13 protein-coding genes are annotated in these 14498 nt (G+C 42.0%); 5 read left to right on the top strand and 8 right to left on the bottom strand.

Annotated features, from left to right (window positions below):
- Positions 1-3 precede the first annotated feature (3 nt).
- From FTV04_RS05735 to asd, 4 genes are all read right to left on the bottom strand, one after another.
- Entirely contained in the window at positions 4-966 is a 963-nt protein-coding gene (locus FTV04_RS05735) for an asparaginase domain-containing protein (RefSeq protein ID WP_180007259.1), read from the bottom strand.
- A gap of 49 nt (positions 967-1015) precedes the next feature.
- A complete protein-coding gene (locus FTV04_RS05730) occupies positions 1016-2326 on the bottom strand; it encodes a fimbrial protein FimV (protein ID WP_180089010.1) in 1311 nt (436 codons plus the stop codon).
- A 75-nt stretch (positions 2327-2401) separates the two neighbouring features.
- Positions 2402-3835 carry a hypothetical protein gene (locus FTV04_RS05725; RefSeq protein ID WP_180007153.1) on the bottom strand — a complete coding sequence of 478 codons (1434 nt, stop codon included), beginning with the start codon at positions 3833-3835 and terminating at the stop codon, positions 2402-2404.
- 143 nt (positions 3836-3978) lie between these two features.
- Positions 3979-5097, bottom strand: coding sequence for an aspartate-semialdehyde dehydrogenase (asd, locus tag FTV04_RS05720; RefSeq protein ID WP_111884081.1), 1119 nt, complete (start codon positions 5095-5097; stop codon positions 3979-3981).
- A 183-nt stretch (positions 5098-5280) separates the two neighbouring features.
- Here asd and FTV04_RS05715 point away from each other — a divergent pair, with 183 nt between their 5' ends.
- Both FTV04_RS05715 and FTV04_RS05710 read left to right on the top strand, forming a co-directional pair.
- Positions 5281-6408: an endonuclease/exonuclease/phosphatase family protein gene (locus FTV04_RS05715; RefSeq protein ID WP_180089009.1), complete on the top strand. Its 1128-nt coding sequence runs from the start codon at positions 5281-5283 to the stop codon at positions 6406-6408.
- A 371-nt stretch (positions 6409-6779) separates the two neighbouring features.
- A complete protein-coding gene (locus FTV04_RS05710) occupies positions 6780-7085 on the top strand; it encodes a hypothetical protein (protein WP_257220972.1) in 306 nt (101 codons plus the stop codon).
- Positions 7086-7264: 179 nt separating this feature from the next.
- Here FTV04_RS05710 and FTV04_RS05705 read toward each other — a convergent pair whose 3' ends face one another.
- From FTV04_RS05705 to FTV04_RS05690, 4 genes are all read right to left on the bottom strand, one after another.
- Complete coding sequence (locus FTV04_RS05705; RefSeq protein ID WP_180089008.1) at positions 7265-8377, bottom strand: glycosyltransferase family 4 protein; 1113 nt, start codon at positions 8375-8377, stop codon at positions 7265-7267.
- Positions 8378-8409: 32 nt separating this feature from the next.
- Positions 8410-9345, bottom strand: coding sequence for an LpxL/LpxP family Kdo(2)-lipid IV(A) lauroyl/palmitoleoyl acyltransferase (gene lpxL, locus FTV04_RS05700; RefSeq protein WP_180089007.1), 936 nt, complete (start codon positions 9343-9345; stop codon positions 8410-8412).
- Positions 9346-9432: 87 nt separating this feature from the next.
- On the bottom strand, positions 9433-10194 hold the full coding sequence (locus tag FTV04_RS05695; protein WP_180089006.1) for a 3-oxoacyl-ACP reductase: 762 nt from the start codon (positions 10192-10194) through the stop codon (positions 9433-9435).
- A gap of 186 nt (positions 10195-10380) precedes the next feature.
- Complete coding sequence (locus FTV04_RS05690; RefSeq protein ID WP_180089005.1) at positions 10381-12285, bottom strand: ATP-binding cassette domain-containing protein; 1905 nt, start codon at positions 12283-12285, stop codon at positions 10381-10383.
- Positions 12286-12319: 34 nt separating this feature from the next.
- Here FTV04_RS05690 and FTV04_RS05685 point away from each other — a divergent pair, with 34 nt between their 5' ends.
- The 3 genes from FTV04_RS05685 to FTV04_RS05675 all read left to right on the top strand — a co-directional run.
- Complete coding sequence (locus tag FTV04_RS05685; RefSeq protein WP_078189840.1) at positions 12320-12565, top strand: SlyX family protein; 246 nt, start codon at positions 12320-12322, stop codon at positions 12563-12565.
- 132 nt (positions 12566-12697) lie between these two features.
- Positions 12698-13699 (top strand): hypothetical protein, encoded by a 1002-nt coding sequence (locus tag FTV04_RS05680; RefSeq protein WP_180089004.1) that lies wholly within the window; start codon positions 12698-12700, stop codon positions 13697-13699.
- 25 nt (positions 13700-13724) lie between these two features.
- Positions 13725-14498 (top strand): PIN domain-containing protein (locus FTV04_RS05675; protein WP_257220971.1); only part of this gene is annotated, 774 nt, incomplete at its 3' end.

Genomic DNA, 14498 nt, shown 5'->3' with positions numbered 1-14498 from the left:
GACTTAATCGTTCCAATGCGCAGTCCAGTCTGCGGCACTGCCGTATTGTAAATACATTTTCAAACATTTGGCATAAAGATCTGCATGACCCAAACAATTGCTTAGTAATATTCCACTGTCTTTGACCCAGTCATTCACAGCATAGCGTTGATCTATACCGCCATGAACAACCTGTGTACTTAAAATAATTTTGCAATTTTTTTGTTGTATAGCCTTTAATACATTGAGTAACTCAGCATCAACGGCAATATTGCCTGTGCCAAAACCTTGCAGAATCAAAACGTCTGGCGTGTGTGTAAGCAGAGTCGTTAAATTTTGACTGTGTAGCTTGGTTGCAATCGGTTGCCACATCCAATTCAGGCAATTGAAATGAGCCGCTTTGTCTAAATCATTGGCCTGAACAATATAAGGCGATGTCAGCATTGAAAGTGGCTGTGTGGCTGGCAGCCCATCAAAGGCTTTTAGATCGGTTGTATGCACTTTCAGTGCGGATTGAGCATGCATCAATTGATGGTGAAAGGCCAAATAAACCCCAACACTCAATTGATGTACCGATTCCAATGCAAAATTTAAATTGTCGATGGCATCAGTAAATTCACGGGTATTGTCACCAGCCACATTAAACAGCGGATATTGGCTGCCTGTAAGCACGATATGAGCAGACTGTCCTATAAAGTGTGCAAGCACTGCACTGGCATAGCTAAGCGTGTCTGTACCATGAATAATTACGAAATGCTGAAATTGTTGTAATTGTAAGCTTTGAATTTGTTGAATCAGCGCCAGCCAGTCGGGCGCAGTACAAGCACTACTGTCACGAATGACAGGTGCAACAAAACATTCAATGTTTAGGTGTAGTGGCAGCACATGCTGTAATTTAGGTAAAAACGCATTCGCTGGCATGGGGCTTAACGGTTCACCGATACAACCGAAGGTACCACCCATATAAATAAGAGCAATTTTTTTCATCATAAAAAAAGCAGCCTTGAAAGACTGCTTTAGTTTAAATTGCTTTTGCTTAAGATGCGATTTGATTCAGTAACTGATCTGCTTGTTGACGTTGAGCTGAAGAAAACTCAGCTTCTTTTTCAGTCAAAATTTCACGTGCAGCGTCATAAGCACCTAGTTTGATGTATTGCGCTGCCAATTCAAGATTCAATTCAATTTCATTGACTTCAACCAGTTCAGGGAAAGATTGAACCAATGGATCGTTTTGGTCTGTAGCAGATGGGGTTGACGGTGTGCCTAAACCGCTAATGTCAAAACTCACACCACTTGATGCAGGTGCGGCAGGTTTATCTTCAGGCGTAGACTCTAGGTTAAACTCTGTTGCAGGAGCGACAACGGCTTCTTCTGTTTTTGCTGTTTCAAAAGCACCTAAGTCAAAGTTTAAGGTTGGAGCTTCAACTTTGTTTTCTTCTACAACTGGTGTTTCTGTTGTAAATGAAAAATCTAAAGGCTCGATTTTTTCTTCTACAGTTTCTGTTTTAGTTTCAGCCGCAGCTTCAGTGCTTGGGGCAAAGTCCATTGCAAAATCAATTGGTTTGATTTCTTCAACGGCAGGAGATGGCTGAGCAATCTCTTCGGTTTTCAGTGTTGCTTCAAGTGCAGGTTCTGGTGAAATTGAAAGCGTGTCAAATTCAAGCGGCTGTATTTTTTCAGCAGGCGCACTTTCAACTGGGGTAGAAAGGTCTGCTTTTGCAGGCGTTTCAGTGGTGAAATTAAAATCTAGTGGTTTAATTTCGGCTGCTTTGGGCTCAACAGGTGCAGCAGTTGAACTTTGCATTAGAGCATCAAAATCAGAGGTATTTTGGGCTTTTGAGGGAGCCTCTTCAGTGATCGGTGATACAAAGTTAATGGCATCATCTTTCACATTTTGAGAATTTTCAAACTCTACTTTTTTTGCTTCAGCTTGTTCTAAAATTTCATCAAGTTCAAGTGAACGAATATGGCTCAGCAATTGGCTGATGGCAAATTCGTCTTTTTGTAAAATGTGAATATCTAATAGATATAGATACAACTCATGTTGTGAGTTGTCACGTTTTAATGATTGATTAATTTGCGCTTCAGCAGAAAAGAAATTACGTTCCGCAATTAATTTTTCAATTTTACCACGAGCATCGGTCGTTAACGGCGTCATTGATTTTTTTTCAATGACACTGCTTTCAACCACTTGAGTTTTCTTCGGAGTCGCTTTGGCTGAAACACCCGATTTCTTGGTTTTAGTGGATGTTGGTTTGGCTTTATCTGATTCTTGACCTTTTTGGCGTTTGTTTAAAAAAACCAATACGATCACTAAGATCACTAATGGAATCACATAAATCAGCATGTTTTAACCCCTTGGAGATAGAGCGATATACAGTTGCACTCATCCCTATAAAATCTTGATTGGTAACGTTTTAGTTTATTGGCTTCTTTTATCTGCTTGTTGAGCTTTCAACTGTTGTTGCAGTTGAGCAAGACGAGCATTTAATAATTGAATTCTGTGATCCTTTTGATTTAGCGCCAATTCTAATTGAGTTACGTTTCTCTGTAATTTAACGGTTTTTTCACGAGATGTCATAACTTTTAATGACAACTCTTTCGAAGTTTTATTCTTTTCTGCCGCACTGTTGGCAGAAGATTGTGCCGAATCTTGCGCTTTCTCTGCAACCAGACTCATTTCAGCTTGATTCAAGCGGTATTTGGTTTTACCTGACTGCTTCGAAGGTACTTTGGCAAGTTCTGCAGCAGAGACTTTGACAGGCTGTTTTGCTTGCTGCATACCATGCAGATTTAAGGCAGCACCACGGCGCAGACGGTTTACATCGCCTTGAATGAATGCATGTTCGTTGCTGTTTTTAATTTGTTGCATGACTTCAGAAACAGGGCGGTTTTGTTCTGTCGCAATACGTGAGGCAATTCCCCAAAGGCTTTCATTCGAGCGAACCACATATTTTGCCACTGGTGTTGCTGTCGATGCAGCTGCAGTACTTGTTGGTTTTGGTGTAGATGCTGTTTGAGTTGTCGTTGTTGGATTTTCACGTTTTTGTGCTGCCTGCTCCGCAGCAAATTTTTGTGCCAATGGGTCTTGAGATCTTGCAGTTGATGCTGTTGCAGTTTGTGTGGCTTGCATTTCTGAACTGACAGAGCCGGTCGAATTGGTTTTTGTAACTTGCGAAATTGATGTTTCAGAACCTGATGAAGTACTTGCGCTATTTTGCTCCGCAGGTGCAACGCTATAATTTTGCACATGCGTGACAGGTTCAATCGCAACAGGCGTTGACGTTGCTAATTGTGCTAACTTCGGCGGTGTTTTGGTGCTGAGTAGTAAGGGTTGTTCTACAGCTACGGGTGCTTTTGCGGTGTAGAGGGTGCTGACAGGTAAATTTAAGGCAATTTCTTTTTCATTTACAATCACGACAGGTGTTAAAGCACGCTCATTGGCACGGGTTTGAGTCGCATTTGACGGCGCTGGATTGCGTTTTAATGGGGTACGAATTTGTTGCAGACGTGAAGCATTACCTTCTTTAATATTAACAATAAAATTAAGTTCTGCATCGGTTACTGGACGCGAAGAGGTAATGGTAATCACCCCGTTGCCTGCACCATCACGACGCGTAAAGAAGTTTAAATGTCCCGGCGGTTGATGCCCTGTACCCATACTCAATAAATCCTCTGCCGTGGCCAAACTTGCATTGAGCGGCACAGATGTGTTTGAGTGGCGAAAATGAATCTCAGCGTACAGCAATTCCCCGGGTGCTGACTGGACTTGTACAGGATCAATGCTGATCGCTTGAATGTTTTGAGATGCAATAACGGCTAAAATGGCGATCTTTAATTTGTTATATACGGTCATCTTAATCTTTAGCTCGAATATATGTCGCATGGCGAAAATTATAGATTAGCGAGTTGTCGAAGAATTGTAAAATATTTACACGACAGTTACATAAAAAAGCCGATCAATTGTGATCGGCTTCTTGTTCAGAGACTTAAAAATGCTTAAGCAGTTTTATAATCAATGAGAATTCTTAGCATACGACGTAAAGGTTCAGCAGCACCCCAAAGCAATTGGTCACCCACAGTGAATGCACCTAGGTATTCTTTACCCATGTTGAGCTTACGTAGACGACCAACTGGAACAGACAAGGTGCCAGTTACAGCAACAGGAGTCAGATCAGTCATTGAAGCTTCACGCGTATTCGGAACCACTTTAGACCAATCGTTGGCACTTGCGATGATATCTTCGATTTCATCCAGTGGAACATCTTTACGAAGTTTTAAAGTCAATGCTTGTGAGTGACAACGCATTGCACCAATACGGACACAGTGGCCATCGATTGGAACGATTTGCTGGTTGCCTAAGATCTTGTTGGTTTCAACTTGACCTTTCCATTCTTCTTTCGACTGACCGCTTTCAAGCTGTTTGTCGATATAAGGAATGAGAGAACCCGCTAAAGGCACACCGAAGTTTGCAGATGGGAAACCTTCGCCACGTTGTAATTGTGCAATTTTAGAATCGATATCTAAAATTGGTGAACGTGGGTCATCTAGTAAATCTTTGGTATTGTTGTACAAGTAGCCCATACCTGAAATCAGTTCACGCATGTTTTGCGCGCCTGCACCAGAAGCTGCTTGATAAGTCATTGAGGTTGCCCATTCCACTAAATTATTTTGGAATAGACCGCCTAAACCCATCAGCATAAGTGAAACGGTACAGTTACCGCCCACGAATGTTTTTGTGCCTTTCACTAAGCCGTCTTTGATTACGTTCATGTTTACTGGGTCAAGTACGATGATCGCTTCATCATCCATACGTAAAGTCGATGCAGCATCGATCCAGTAACCATTCCAGTTTTCAGCTTTCAGCTTAGGGAAAACTTCAGTTGTATAATCGCCACCTTGGCAGGTGATAATGACATCCATTTGCTTCAGACTATCAATGTCCGTTGCATCCATAAGTGCTGGGGCAGTCTTACCACCAAAAGCAGGGGCTTCACCACCTGCATTACTGGTAGAGAAATAAAACGGTTCGAAATGAGCGAAATCGTTTTCTTCAACCATACGTTGCATAAGGACGGAACCAACCATCCCGCGCCAACCGACCAGACCTACTTTCATGTCACTTTGCCTCGGTGCGTTAAAAAATAAAAGGGGGTTCGAGTGTACCAAAAGGGCGCATAACTGCAAGCGCTACATAATGAAAACACCAATAATATTGTGCAATATATCTTGTTTATGTTACATGCAAAACTGATATAAATTTATGAATCAATAAAAAATAAAGAATATAAGGGAGGCGTGATGATTTGGTTTGAAATACTGGCGGGCTTCGTCATTTGGTTGACATTTTGGTCACTGATCCCACGAGATGAATGGTGGTTTCGTGGTGCAGATTTTCCGCGCCTGCAAATTTTAGCTTTGGGCATATTCGCCTTCATGGGCCTAATTTTATGGAATGCGGAATGGGACTTGGCGCGTGAAATCATTTTAATTGGTTTGATTGCCGCCTTAGCTTATCAATTGAAAATGCTCTTGCCTTATACCTTTCTGTGGAAAAAACAAGTCAAACAAGTTCAATCAGACCAGTTAGATACACAAAAACAGATTTCAATCATTGTCTCCAATGTACTCACGCCCAATACCCAATATCACTTGTTATTGGCACAAATACAGAAGCATCAACCGGACTTAGTTCTCACGCTAGAAACCGATCAAACTTGGCAAAATGAATTGGCAGTGATTGAGGCCGATTATCCTTACCGCGTTCCAGTGCCTTTGGATAATTTGTATGGCATGCATTTGTATAGCAAGTTAGAACTCACTGAAACTGAAGTTAAATTTATTCTCAGTGATGAAATTCCTTCGATTCATACCCAAGTCACCTTAGCATCAGGAAATCAGGTACAACTGTATTGTTTACATCCCAAACCGCCAAGTCCAACGGAAGCTAAAGATTCAACTTTACGCGATGCAGAATTGCTGATTGTCGGCGATCAGATCAAAGATTTAGATGAAAGTTGCATTGTTATGGGGGACCTGAATGATGTGGCATGGTCACGGACCACACGACTCTTTCAACGGATCAGTGGGCTTTTAGACCCACGAGTTGGGCGGCATTTCGTGAATACCTTTCATGCCAATTATCCACTGCTGCGTTGGTCGCTCGACCATATTTTTCATAGTACAGATTTTGCATTGGTACATATGGAACGCTTGCCCAATATCGGTTCAGACCATTTTCCAGTCTATGTGGTGCTGCAAACATGCAGGGTATTTGAGCAAATCCAAGAAGAATTAGAGCAAACAGATGAAGATGAACAAGAAGCGCAAGAGGCAATTCAGGAGGGTATAGAAAAAGCTGAGGAAGAGGAGAAGATTGTGACTGATGAAATCGCCCGTGATTATAAGGATGGTACGAAGGCACCTTGATTTTGTTTGATTTAAGAGAAAAGTGTAAGAAATAGCTTACACAGCTTTCGGCTTCTGACGAATGGTCAGGTCAAGTGTATTGACTTATTCTTTGTTCATCGGCACATGGAACTGGGAACGGAACATCCCACTAAGGAAGACGAAGCCGATGGAAGCATCACGGAACGGATGCAGGAAAGGAAAGCCAATAAAAAATAAAAAGAATACTTGTGAAAGCACAACCTCATAGACCCGAGTTTTGCAGGATGCAGAACTCGGGTTTTGCTTTTGTGATATAGAATTTTTTGCTTTTCTTTTGATCAATTTCTTTATACAGTGTGCCAAGAAAAAAACGATGAATTTCCAATAAAAATATAGGTATGAGACGTTCTATGCTGTACGAATGGCACCAAAAAATATTGCAGATTACACACTTATCCACCGATGCACTTTCCATTTACCTTGGCTTAATACTGTTCTTTTTTGTGGCCTTTTGCCATCACCGCCAATTGAAATCACCTTATGCGATTTGGACTGTTGTGGTCGTCGCAGTGGGATTGGAATTGTTTAATGCACGCCATGATATTTTAGATAGAGGCTTTTGGCGTATAGGGCAAAGTTTGAAACATATTCTAAATGTCATGTTGTTGCCGCTAATTCTTTGGTTGATGTGCCGATACCGTGTATGGAAGGGCTAAGTGGAAGCCCGAAATTGAAGGGCTAAATGGAAGGATTAAATCGCCAGTTAAAAAATCCTAATAGAAAAAAAGATATTGTGAAATTCACAATATCCTTTCTAGATGCTGATCTAGGTGCTTAATTAAAAAAATTTTCCGAGCGCTATCCTGCACAGCAAATATCTATGGTGTGTAGTCAATTAAGCTGAATGCTGAGAGGCTACTTGCGTATACAACTCCAAAGTCTGATCACACATCTCTTTTAAACTAAACATGCTGATAGGCTGCACGTGTTGTGGTTGGTCTAAATGCAACTTTAAGGTGTCGAGTAATTGTGTTTCATTATCGACAGTGACTAAACCCTGCGGATAGACATTCGACAAAATTTCAGCCACACCACCACGATTCCAACCGATTACAGGTGTACCTACAGACAGTGCTTCGAGTACAGTCCGTCCAAATGTTTCTGCTTGGCTCGACAAAGATAAAACCAAATCGCTAAAAGCTAACCATTCACGGATATCTGAACGGTGACCGACAAAACTAATCCGATCACTCAGTCCTTTCGCCACAATGCTGTCTTGCATTTCTTGTAAATAAGCTGCTTTTTTCGGATCAGCACCCCCGACTACCACCGCATGTACGTCGGGATACTGTGCTTGTAGCTGTTCCATTAAATGGATCAGGGTTTCATGACCTTTCAAACGGGTGATACGGCCTGGTAAGCAAATCAGACGTTTATTTTCCAGTTCAGGGAAGTCTTTTAGGGTTTGATTGAGCCACTGTGCTGAGGGTTGATAGTCATGTGGAAAAGCAGCAGGGTCAATGCCACGATAAATACGCACAATGTTCTCGGTAGGACAGTTTTTGTAGTTGTCCGTGATGTATTTGACAACACTATCCGAGACCGCAATGACTTTTTCAGCCTGTGTCATGATTTGACTGTAGCGATTTATCGAATAAAAGCCATGTACAGTTGAAATCAGGTGAGGGCGTTTGTTGGCAGGAATCCCTTTGAGGGCAAAATGCGTGAGCCACGCGGGGACACGTGAGCGCACATGCACGATATCTGGTTGATGCTGCTCAATCAGTTTACGTAGAGGACGAATTTGCCATAAGCTTGATAAGGCTTTTTTATGGATTGCGAGCGTGAGGTGTGTTGAGCCTTCAGCTTCCAATTGAGTCACCATGCGGCCGCCATTTGAAACCACTAAGGACTCATGACCGGCGGTCACTAAAGCACGAGCTATTTCTAAGGTTCCTCGCTCGACACCACCACTGTTCAATTCAGGTAAAAGCTGCATTACTTTCATAGCATTTCTCTTTTTTATGTGCTGAGTTGAACTCAATAGATTTTGTCATAGCCTTGTGGGCGGGTTTTAAAGCGGCGATGGAACCACATGTATTGTGTCGGTGCGATTCGTAGCTGATTTTCAATAATTTTATTGGTTCGAACAGCATCCGAAACTTCATCGTCACTCGGAAAATTGTCCAAAGCAGGTTCAATCAATACATGATATTGAGGGTTGCTGATGTCGCCGTCTCGATAAAAATACAATGGGATCGCCACGGCTTTAGCAATTTTTAATAAGCGACGATGCGCAGTAACAGTGGCTGCGGGAGTACCAAAAAACGGTGCCATGACCCCTTGTTTTAAACCAAAATCCTGATCAGGACTGTACCAAATGGCATGGCCATTTTTCAGATTACGAATTAAGCCACGCATATCATCATGGTCGATTTGGTTGGCATAGATGGTGGCACGGCAACGCACAATCAACATATCCAACAGCGGATTATTTTGCGGACGATAAACCACATTCGGCTCAAAGAACTGTGCGCATAAATAGCCACCAGCATCGAGCAGGGTAGAATGTGTGCCGAGGAGCAATATACCTTTGCCTTCAGTTTGTGCATTTTGAATATGTTCTAAGCCTTCGATTTGCACCCGATTTTTGAACCATTGCGGGCTGTACCATGCATTTAAGGTTTCAAAAATACCAATCATTTGGTCGATAAAAACCTGTCTTGCATTAGCTTCAACCTGTTCTGCCGTCCATTCAGGAAAGCAAACTTCCAAGTTGCGAATCGTGGTTTTACGACGTGATTTGAGATTGTTAAATGCAACAGAACCGAGGAATTGCCCAAGTCGATACTGAACTGCCCATGGAAGAATCGCCAAAATCATAAGAAATACAATCCCTATCCATATTCCCCAATACTGAGGAAGTAAGAAAGACCATTGGAATTTTCCGGGTTGATATGTTGGCTTTTGACTCATAGGGCTAAATCAAAGATTAAAAAATAGGGTTCAGTTTAGCATGAAGCTGAATTGAAAGAGAAAGTTCAACCTCATGCTGCATCAGACTTAACCTTTGACTAAACCGCCATCGACAATCAAATTCTGCCCGGTGACTGCACGTGAGTAAGGGGACAAGAACATCATGATGGCCGCCGCAAATTCTTCAGGTGTGGTCACTGTGCGTAAAGGTGTCGATGCTGCGATTAAATCAAACACGGCATCGGGCGTCGCTTTACTGGCATCGGTGCTTTGTAATAAGCCACCTGAAAGCATATTCACATTAATCCCAAACTCACCCAGCTCATGTGCCGCTGTGCGGGTGAAGGCCAACAAAGCTGCCTTTGCTGCAGTGTAGTCGTGGTAAGGCACGACAGGGTTTTGTACTAGGTTGGTGCCAATATTGACAATGCGACCAAAACCCTGTGCTTTCATCTTGGGAAGCGCCGCTTGCGTGGTGTTGAGTGCAGCGACGACTGCGCCATCAAACTGTTGCTGTAAGTGCTGTGCAGTCAGTTCTTCCATTTTAGGACGGGCATCGCCATTAAATTGAAAATGGATGAGGGCATTATTTACGACAGAGGTGATCGCGGTACCAAAATGTGCTTCTGCTGCGGCAAAAAGCTGTTCTACTTGAGCTTTATCTGTGACATCAGCTTGATAGGTAAACACTTGCTGAGGAAATGCGGTCGCCAACTGTTCTGCCGCAGTTTGACTGGATAGATAGTTCACGACCACGCGTGCGCCTTCAGCTATTAAAGTTTGGCTAATTGCCAAACCGAGGCCACGTGCGCCTCCTGTAACCAAGACAATTTGATCTGAAATTTGCATACTCGTGACTCAATCTTATATTGAACGTCACCATAGCAAGCTTTTCACATTTGCGGAATCGTCTTTACAGACGCTGTATGCTCCAATTTGAAACAGCGTCATTTAGGTTAGCCATCCAGTCGAGTCATATGACATAAAAAAAGCCGTATCGAAATACGGCTTTTTCTTTGCGGAATATTTGTAGGCTTAGCCTTTTGCGAGCGTTTCTAGCTCATCTAAACGTTCCATTTTTTCTAGCATTTCGTCATCAATTTCAGCAAGACGCTGTGATGCTTTGGTCGCAGCATCAGCATCAGTCATGAACCAAGAACCGTCAGCTAATTTTTCAGACAATTCAGCTTGCTCTTGTTCCAATTCTTCAATTTCAGTCGGCAGTTGTTCTAGGGCACGTTGGTCTTTATAGCTGAGCTTGACTTTTTTAGGCACCGCAGCGGCAGCCGCTGCTTCGGCTTTAGCCATGGCTTTTTTCACATCGCTTTTTTGATCCACGACAGTTTGGTCAGGACGCTGTTCCAAATAGTCTTGGTAACCGCCGATGTATTCATCGATTTGACCTTTACCATCAAAGACCCAAGTTGATGTCACCACGTTGTCCATAAAGGCACGGTCATGCGAAATCAGTAACAGTGTGCCTTTGTAAGCGCTGAGCATTTCTTCCAACAGTTCAAGCGTTACCATATCCAAGTCGTTGGTCGGTTCGTCCATCACGATAAGGTTCGATGGTTTCAGTAGCAGTTTCGCCAACAGAATACGGTTACGCTCACCCCCAGACAGTGCTTTAACCGGTGTACGTGCGCGTTCTGGAGAGAATAAAAAGTCTTGTAAATAACTGTAGATGTGACGACGGCTACCATTGACATCGACATGGTCTGAGCCTTCAGAAACGTTATCTTTCACTGATTTTTCAAGATCAAGTGCATTTCGAAGCTGATCAAAGTAAGCAACTTCAAGCTGTGTACCTGTTTTCACTGTACCAGTATGTTCTTGCTCACCCAAAATAGCTTTGATAAGGGTGGTTTTACCCACACCGTTGTCACCGACTAAGCCGATACGGTCACCACGTAATACCAGTGCCGAGAAATCTTTGATGATTGGCGCGCTGTTGCCAAATTGCACAGCTAAGTTTTCAATTTCAAAGACCACTTTACCTGAGCGCTGCGCATCTTGCGTTGCCATGCTCACTTTACCTTGTTGTGAACGGCGCGCTTTAGACTCTTCACGCAATGCTTTTAAGGCACGAACACGACCTTCGTTACGGGTACGACGCGCTTTAATGCCCTGACGAATCCAAACTTCTTCTTCAGCGAGTTTTTTATCGAATAGCGCATTTTGCTTTTCTTCCGCTTCCATTTGCTGAGCTTTGAGTTCGAGGTAACGTGAATAGTTACCTTCATAGCTACGCAAAATGCCGCGGTCAAGTTCTACAATACGGGTTGCGATGCTGTCGACAAATGAACGGTCATGTGAAATAAACAGCAGGGTTAAGTTGTTTTGATCAAGCAGGAATTTTTCGAGCCATTCAATACTTTCAACGTCCAAATGGTTGGTTGGTTCGTCGAGTAGTAAGACATCGGGCTGCGTCAAGAGAGCACGTGCCAATAAAACACGACGCTTACGACCACCAGACAAATCTGCAAGGTCAGCTTCTGGGTCTAGGCCCATTTTACTGAGGATAGCATTCACTTTGGTTTCAAGTGACCAGCCATCCATTTGATCCATCTGATGTTGTAAGTTACCCATGCGCTCACAGGCATCCATATCGCCGAGTACGCAGGCTTCGCTGGCTTCATGATAAGCACGTAGAACAGTTGCAGCTTCACCAGCACCATCGGCTACAATATCAGCGACTTTGCCCGAATCCATGGGTACATCTTGCGCAAGCATTGAAATCGTAATGCCATTTTGCAATGAAACTTCACCGCCATCTGGCAATAAAGTTCCCTCAATCAGTTTAAGTAAAGTAGACTTACCTTCACCATTACGACCGATTAGACATACTCGCTCGCCACGTTCTAAACTGAAGTTCGCGCCGTCGAGTAGGGAAGGTCCGCCAAATGCAAGCTGGACGTCCCTTAAAGTAATATAGGCCATAATGTTTCCTGAAATCTTATATGAGGAGTGTAAATTGACTACACAACAAAATCTTGATGAACAGGCGTCATTTTCCGCACCCATTGAAGATTTGCAAGTCCGAATTGCATTTTTAGATGATTTAGTTGACCAACTGAATGATCAAGTTGCGCGTCAAAACGCCGAAATCGCTGATTTAAAGAAACAAATGCAGATGTTGTATCGTCGTATTGAATCGGCAGATTTATCTGAAGGTATTGCGGCATTTGACCCGATGACCAACCGCCCACCGCATTATTAATGTTGATTATGAATGACAAGCAGATGACGAATCAGCGCCAAAGCTGTGGATTGGTGTAAATTTATTTGACCTTTTGCAGCGTGACAGGTCTAATGCACCGCATCTGCTGATCGAAACCCATTATTTCATCTCATGAGTCAAAAAGTTGTCCTGCTAGATTTGGAAAATAACCCGCCCACAGCAAATCTATTGCGCAATATCATTGAACATTACAGTACTTTGTATGTGTTTAGCTGCAGCGGAAAATTTGAATATGCACTTGAAGATTTGACTGAAATTGCAGGGTGGATCGCGAGTGGTCAATTGGTGGTTTTGGATATTCCAGAAACGCCGCAAAAAGAATTTGAATATGCGGTGATTGTGGGGCAACTGATGGCCTTGATGGATCCAGATGCGCATATTGAAGTGATTTCAGCAATGCCTGATATTGAATTACTGATGGAACAATTGAACGGCACTGGACTCAGCGCACATCTTATTCAAATTCAGTCAGAACAAGAAGTTTCACATAAAGTGAAGTATAAAATTCCTGACCTAGAAACCATTCGGAATAAACCTGATTTATTACTGATTAAACACTATTGTGATGGTCTGGAAAAACTCAGTGGCAAACCCAACAGTTTGGATAAACTGAAAAACTCATTGATGAATATTTTGCAAGTCTCTAGCGAAAAAGCTCAGCATTTGGTCGGTATGTTGATCAATCTAAAAATCGTCAAACGCTTTGATGAGCAGATTTCGATTCGAAAAAAAGTACTCAAACAATGGGTGCAGCTAGATTTAAATACGACTGCTGAAACAGCATTGCCGATAAAAACAGACCTGAATGCATTTACTGCTTCACTCGAAGAACAAACCTCAAATACTGATGATACGGCATCGATGATTCAGGCTGCACAGCAAAGCTTATTTAAAAATTTCAATAAGATTGATCCTGTGCAAATGGAAGTGATCCGAAAATTGCATGAATTAAAGTCAGATAAACCAAAAGATATCTACGCCTTACGTGATTTATTGGAGCAAATGTTCCCACAATCTGATGTTCGACTATTACTTAAAGAGTTGATCGAAAAAGGATATATCTATTGGAATGGTCACGAAGTGCTGTATAGCCACGAGATGTTCCTGAATTAATATAAAATAATTAAATGGGTGAGCTATGAAAAAAATATTATTACTTGATATTGAAAATTTGCATAAAACTGAAAATGAGTTGCTAACTTATTTAAAGCAATACTCATCTATTTATTTAGTTTACGCCAAGTCTCCAATAAGTTTTAGCTTGGATGGTTTGGTTAAGCTCTCTCCATTTATTATGAATGGCAAACTAAAAGTATTAAAAATGCCAAAGATTGGGAAGGATGCAGCTGATTTTGGACTAACATTTATTGCAGGCCAACTTTCTACACAAGTTTCGGCTAAGGAATTTAGTTTTGATGTTATGTCTAATGATCATTCCATGGGGTATGTTGTTGATTTATTAAAAATAGCTAAATTTGAAGCTAAAATTATTCATGAAAAGCCGCTAGTTTCTGTTCATGTAATTAACGAAGTGAAAGCTGAGCAAAATGTGGGTGAGCTAATTTTTCAATATTGTGAATATTTAACAAAAAATGCAGCTAGACCTGCAAAGTTAGAAAGTTTATTAAACTCACTTAAAGCTATACTTAAAGTGAGTGATGATGTTGCCAAGGTTTTAGTTGAGTTATTAAAAAAACACAAAATTATCCGCTTGGATAATAGTAAAATATTTTATCAAGATCCAAGTTTGCAGAAGTTTTTGAAATCAAATAAACAAACTGCTGAAACTGCTGAAACTGCTGAAACTGCTGAAACTGCTGAAACTGCTGAAACTGCTGAAACTGCTGAAACTGCTGAAACTGCTGAAACTGCTGAAACTGCTGAAACTGCTGAAACTGCTGAAACTGCTGAA

This window comes from Acinetobacter sp. YH12219, from assembly GCF_013417875.1.
Classification (GTDB): Bacteria; Pseudomonadota; Gammaproteobacteria; order Pseudomonadales; family Moraxellaceae; genus Acinetobacter; species Acinetobacter amyesii.
The sequence above is the reverse complement of the archived record's forward strand: the minus strand, read 5'-3'. Positions and strand labels throughout refer to the sequence as shown.

Bases quoted from the DNA above. Each gene is read 5' to 3' on its own strand.
- lpxL (WP_180089007.1), bottom strand. From the start codon at position 9,345: ATGAGTCAAAAGCCAACATATCAACCCGGAAAATTCCAATGGTCTTTC.
- FTV04_RS05735 (WP_180007259.1), bottom strand. From the start codon at position 966: ATGAAAAAAATTGCTCTTATTTATATGGGTGGTACCTTCGGTTGTATC.
- FTV04_RS05690 (WP_180089005.1), bottom strand. From the start codon at position 12,285: ATGGCCTATATTACTTTAAGGGACGTCCAGCTTGCATTTGGCGGACCT.
- FTV04_RS05695 (WP_180089006.1), bottom strand. From the start codon at position 10,194: ATGCAAATTTCAGATCAAATTGTCTTGGTTACAGGAGGCGCACGTGGC.
- FTV04_RS05680 (WP_180089004.1), top strand. From the start codon at position 12,698: ATGAGTCAAAAAGTTGTCCTGCTAGATTTGGAAAATAACCCGCCCACA.
- FTV04_RS05715 (WP_180089009.1), top strand. From the start codon at position 5,281: ATGATTTGGTTTGAAATACTGGCGGGCTTCGTCATTTGGTTGACATTT.
- FTV04_RS05730 (WP_180089010.1), bottom strand. From the start codon at position 2,326: ATGCTGATTTATGTGATTCCATTAGTGATCTTAGTGATCGTATTGGTT.
- FTV04_RS05725 (WP_180007153.1), bottom strand. From the start codon at position 3,835: ATGACCGTATATAACAAATTAAAGATCGCCATTTTAGCCGTTATTGCA.
- FTV04_RS05705 (WP_180089008.1), bottom strand. From the start codon at position 8,377: ATGAAAGTAATGCAGCTTTTACCTGAATTGAACAGTGGTGGTGTCGAG.
- asd (WP_111884081.1), bottom strand. From the start codon at position 5,097: ATGAAAGTAGGTCTGGTCGGTTGGCGCGGGATGGTTGGTTCCGTCCTT.
- FTV04_RS05710 (WP_257220972.1), top strand. From the start codon at position 6,780: ATGCTGTACGAATGGCACCAAAAAATATTGCAGATTACACACTTATCC.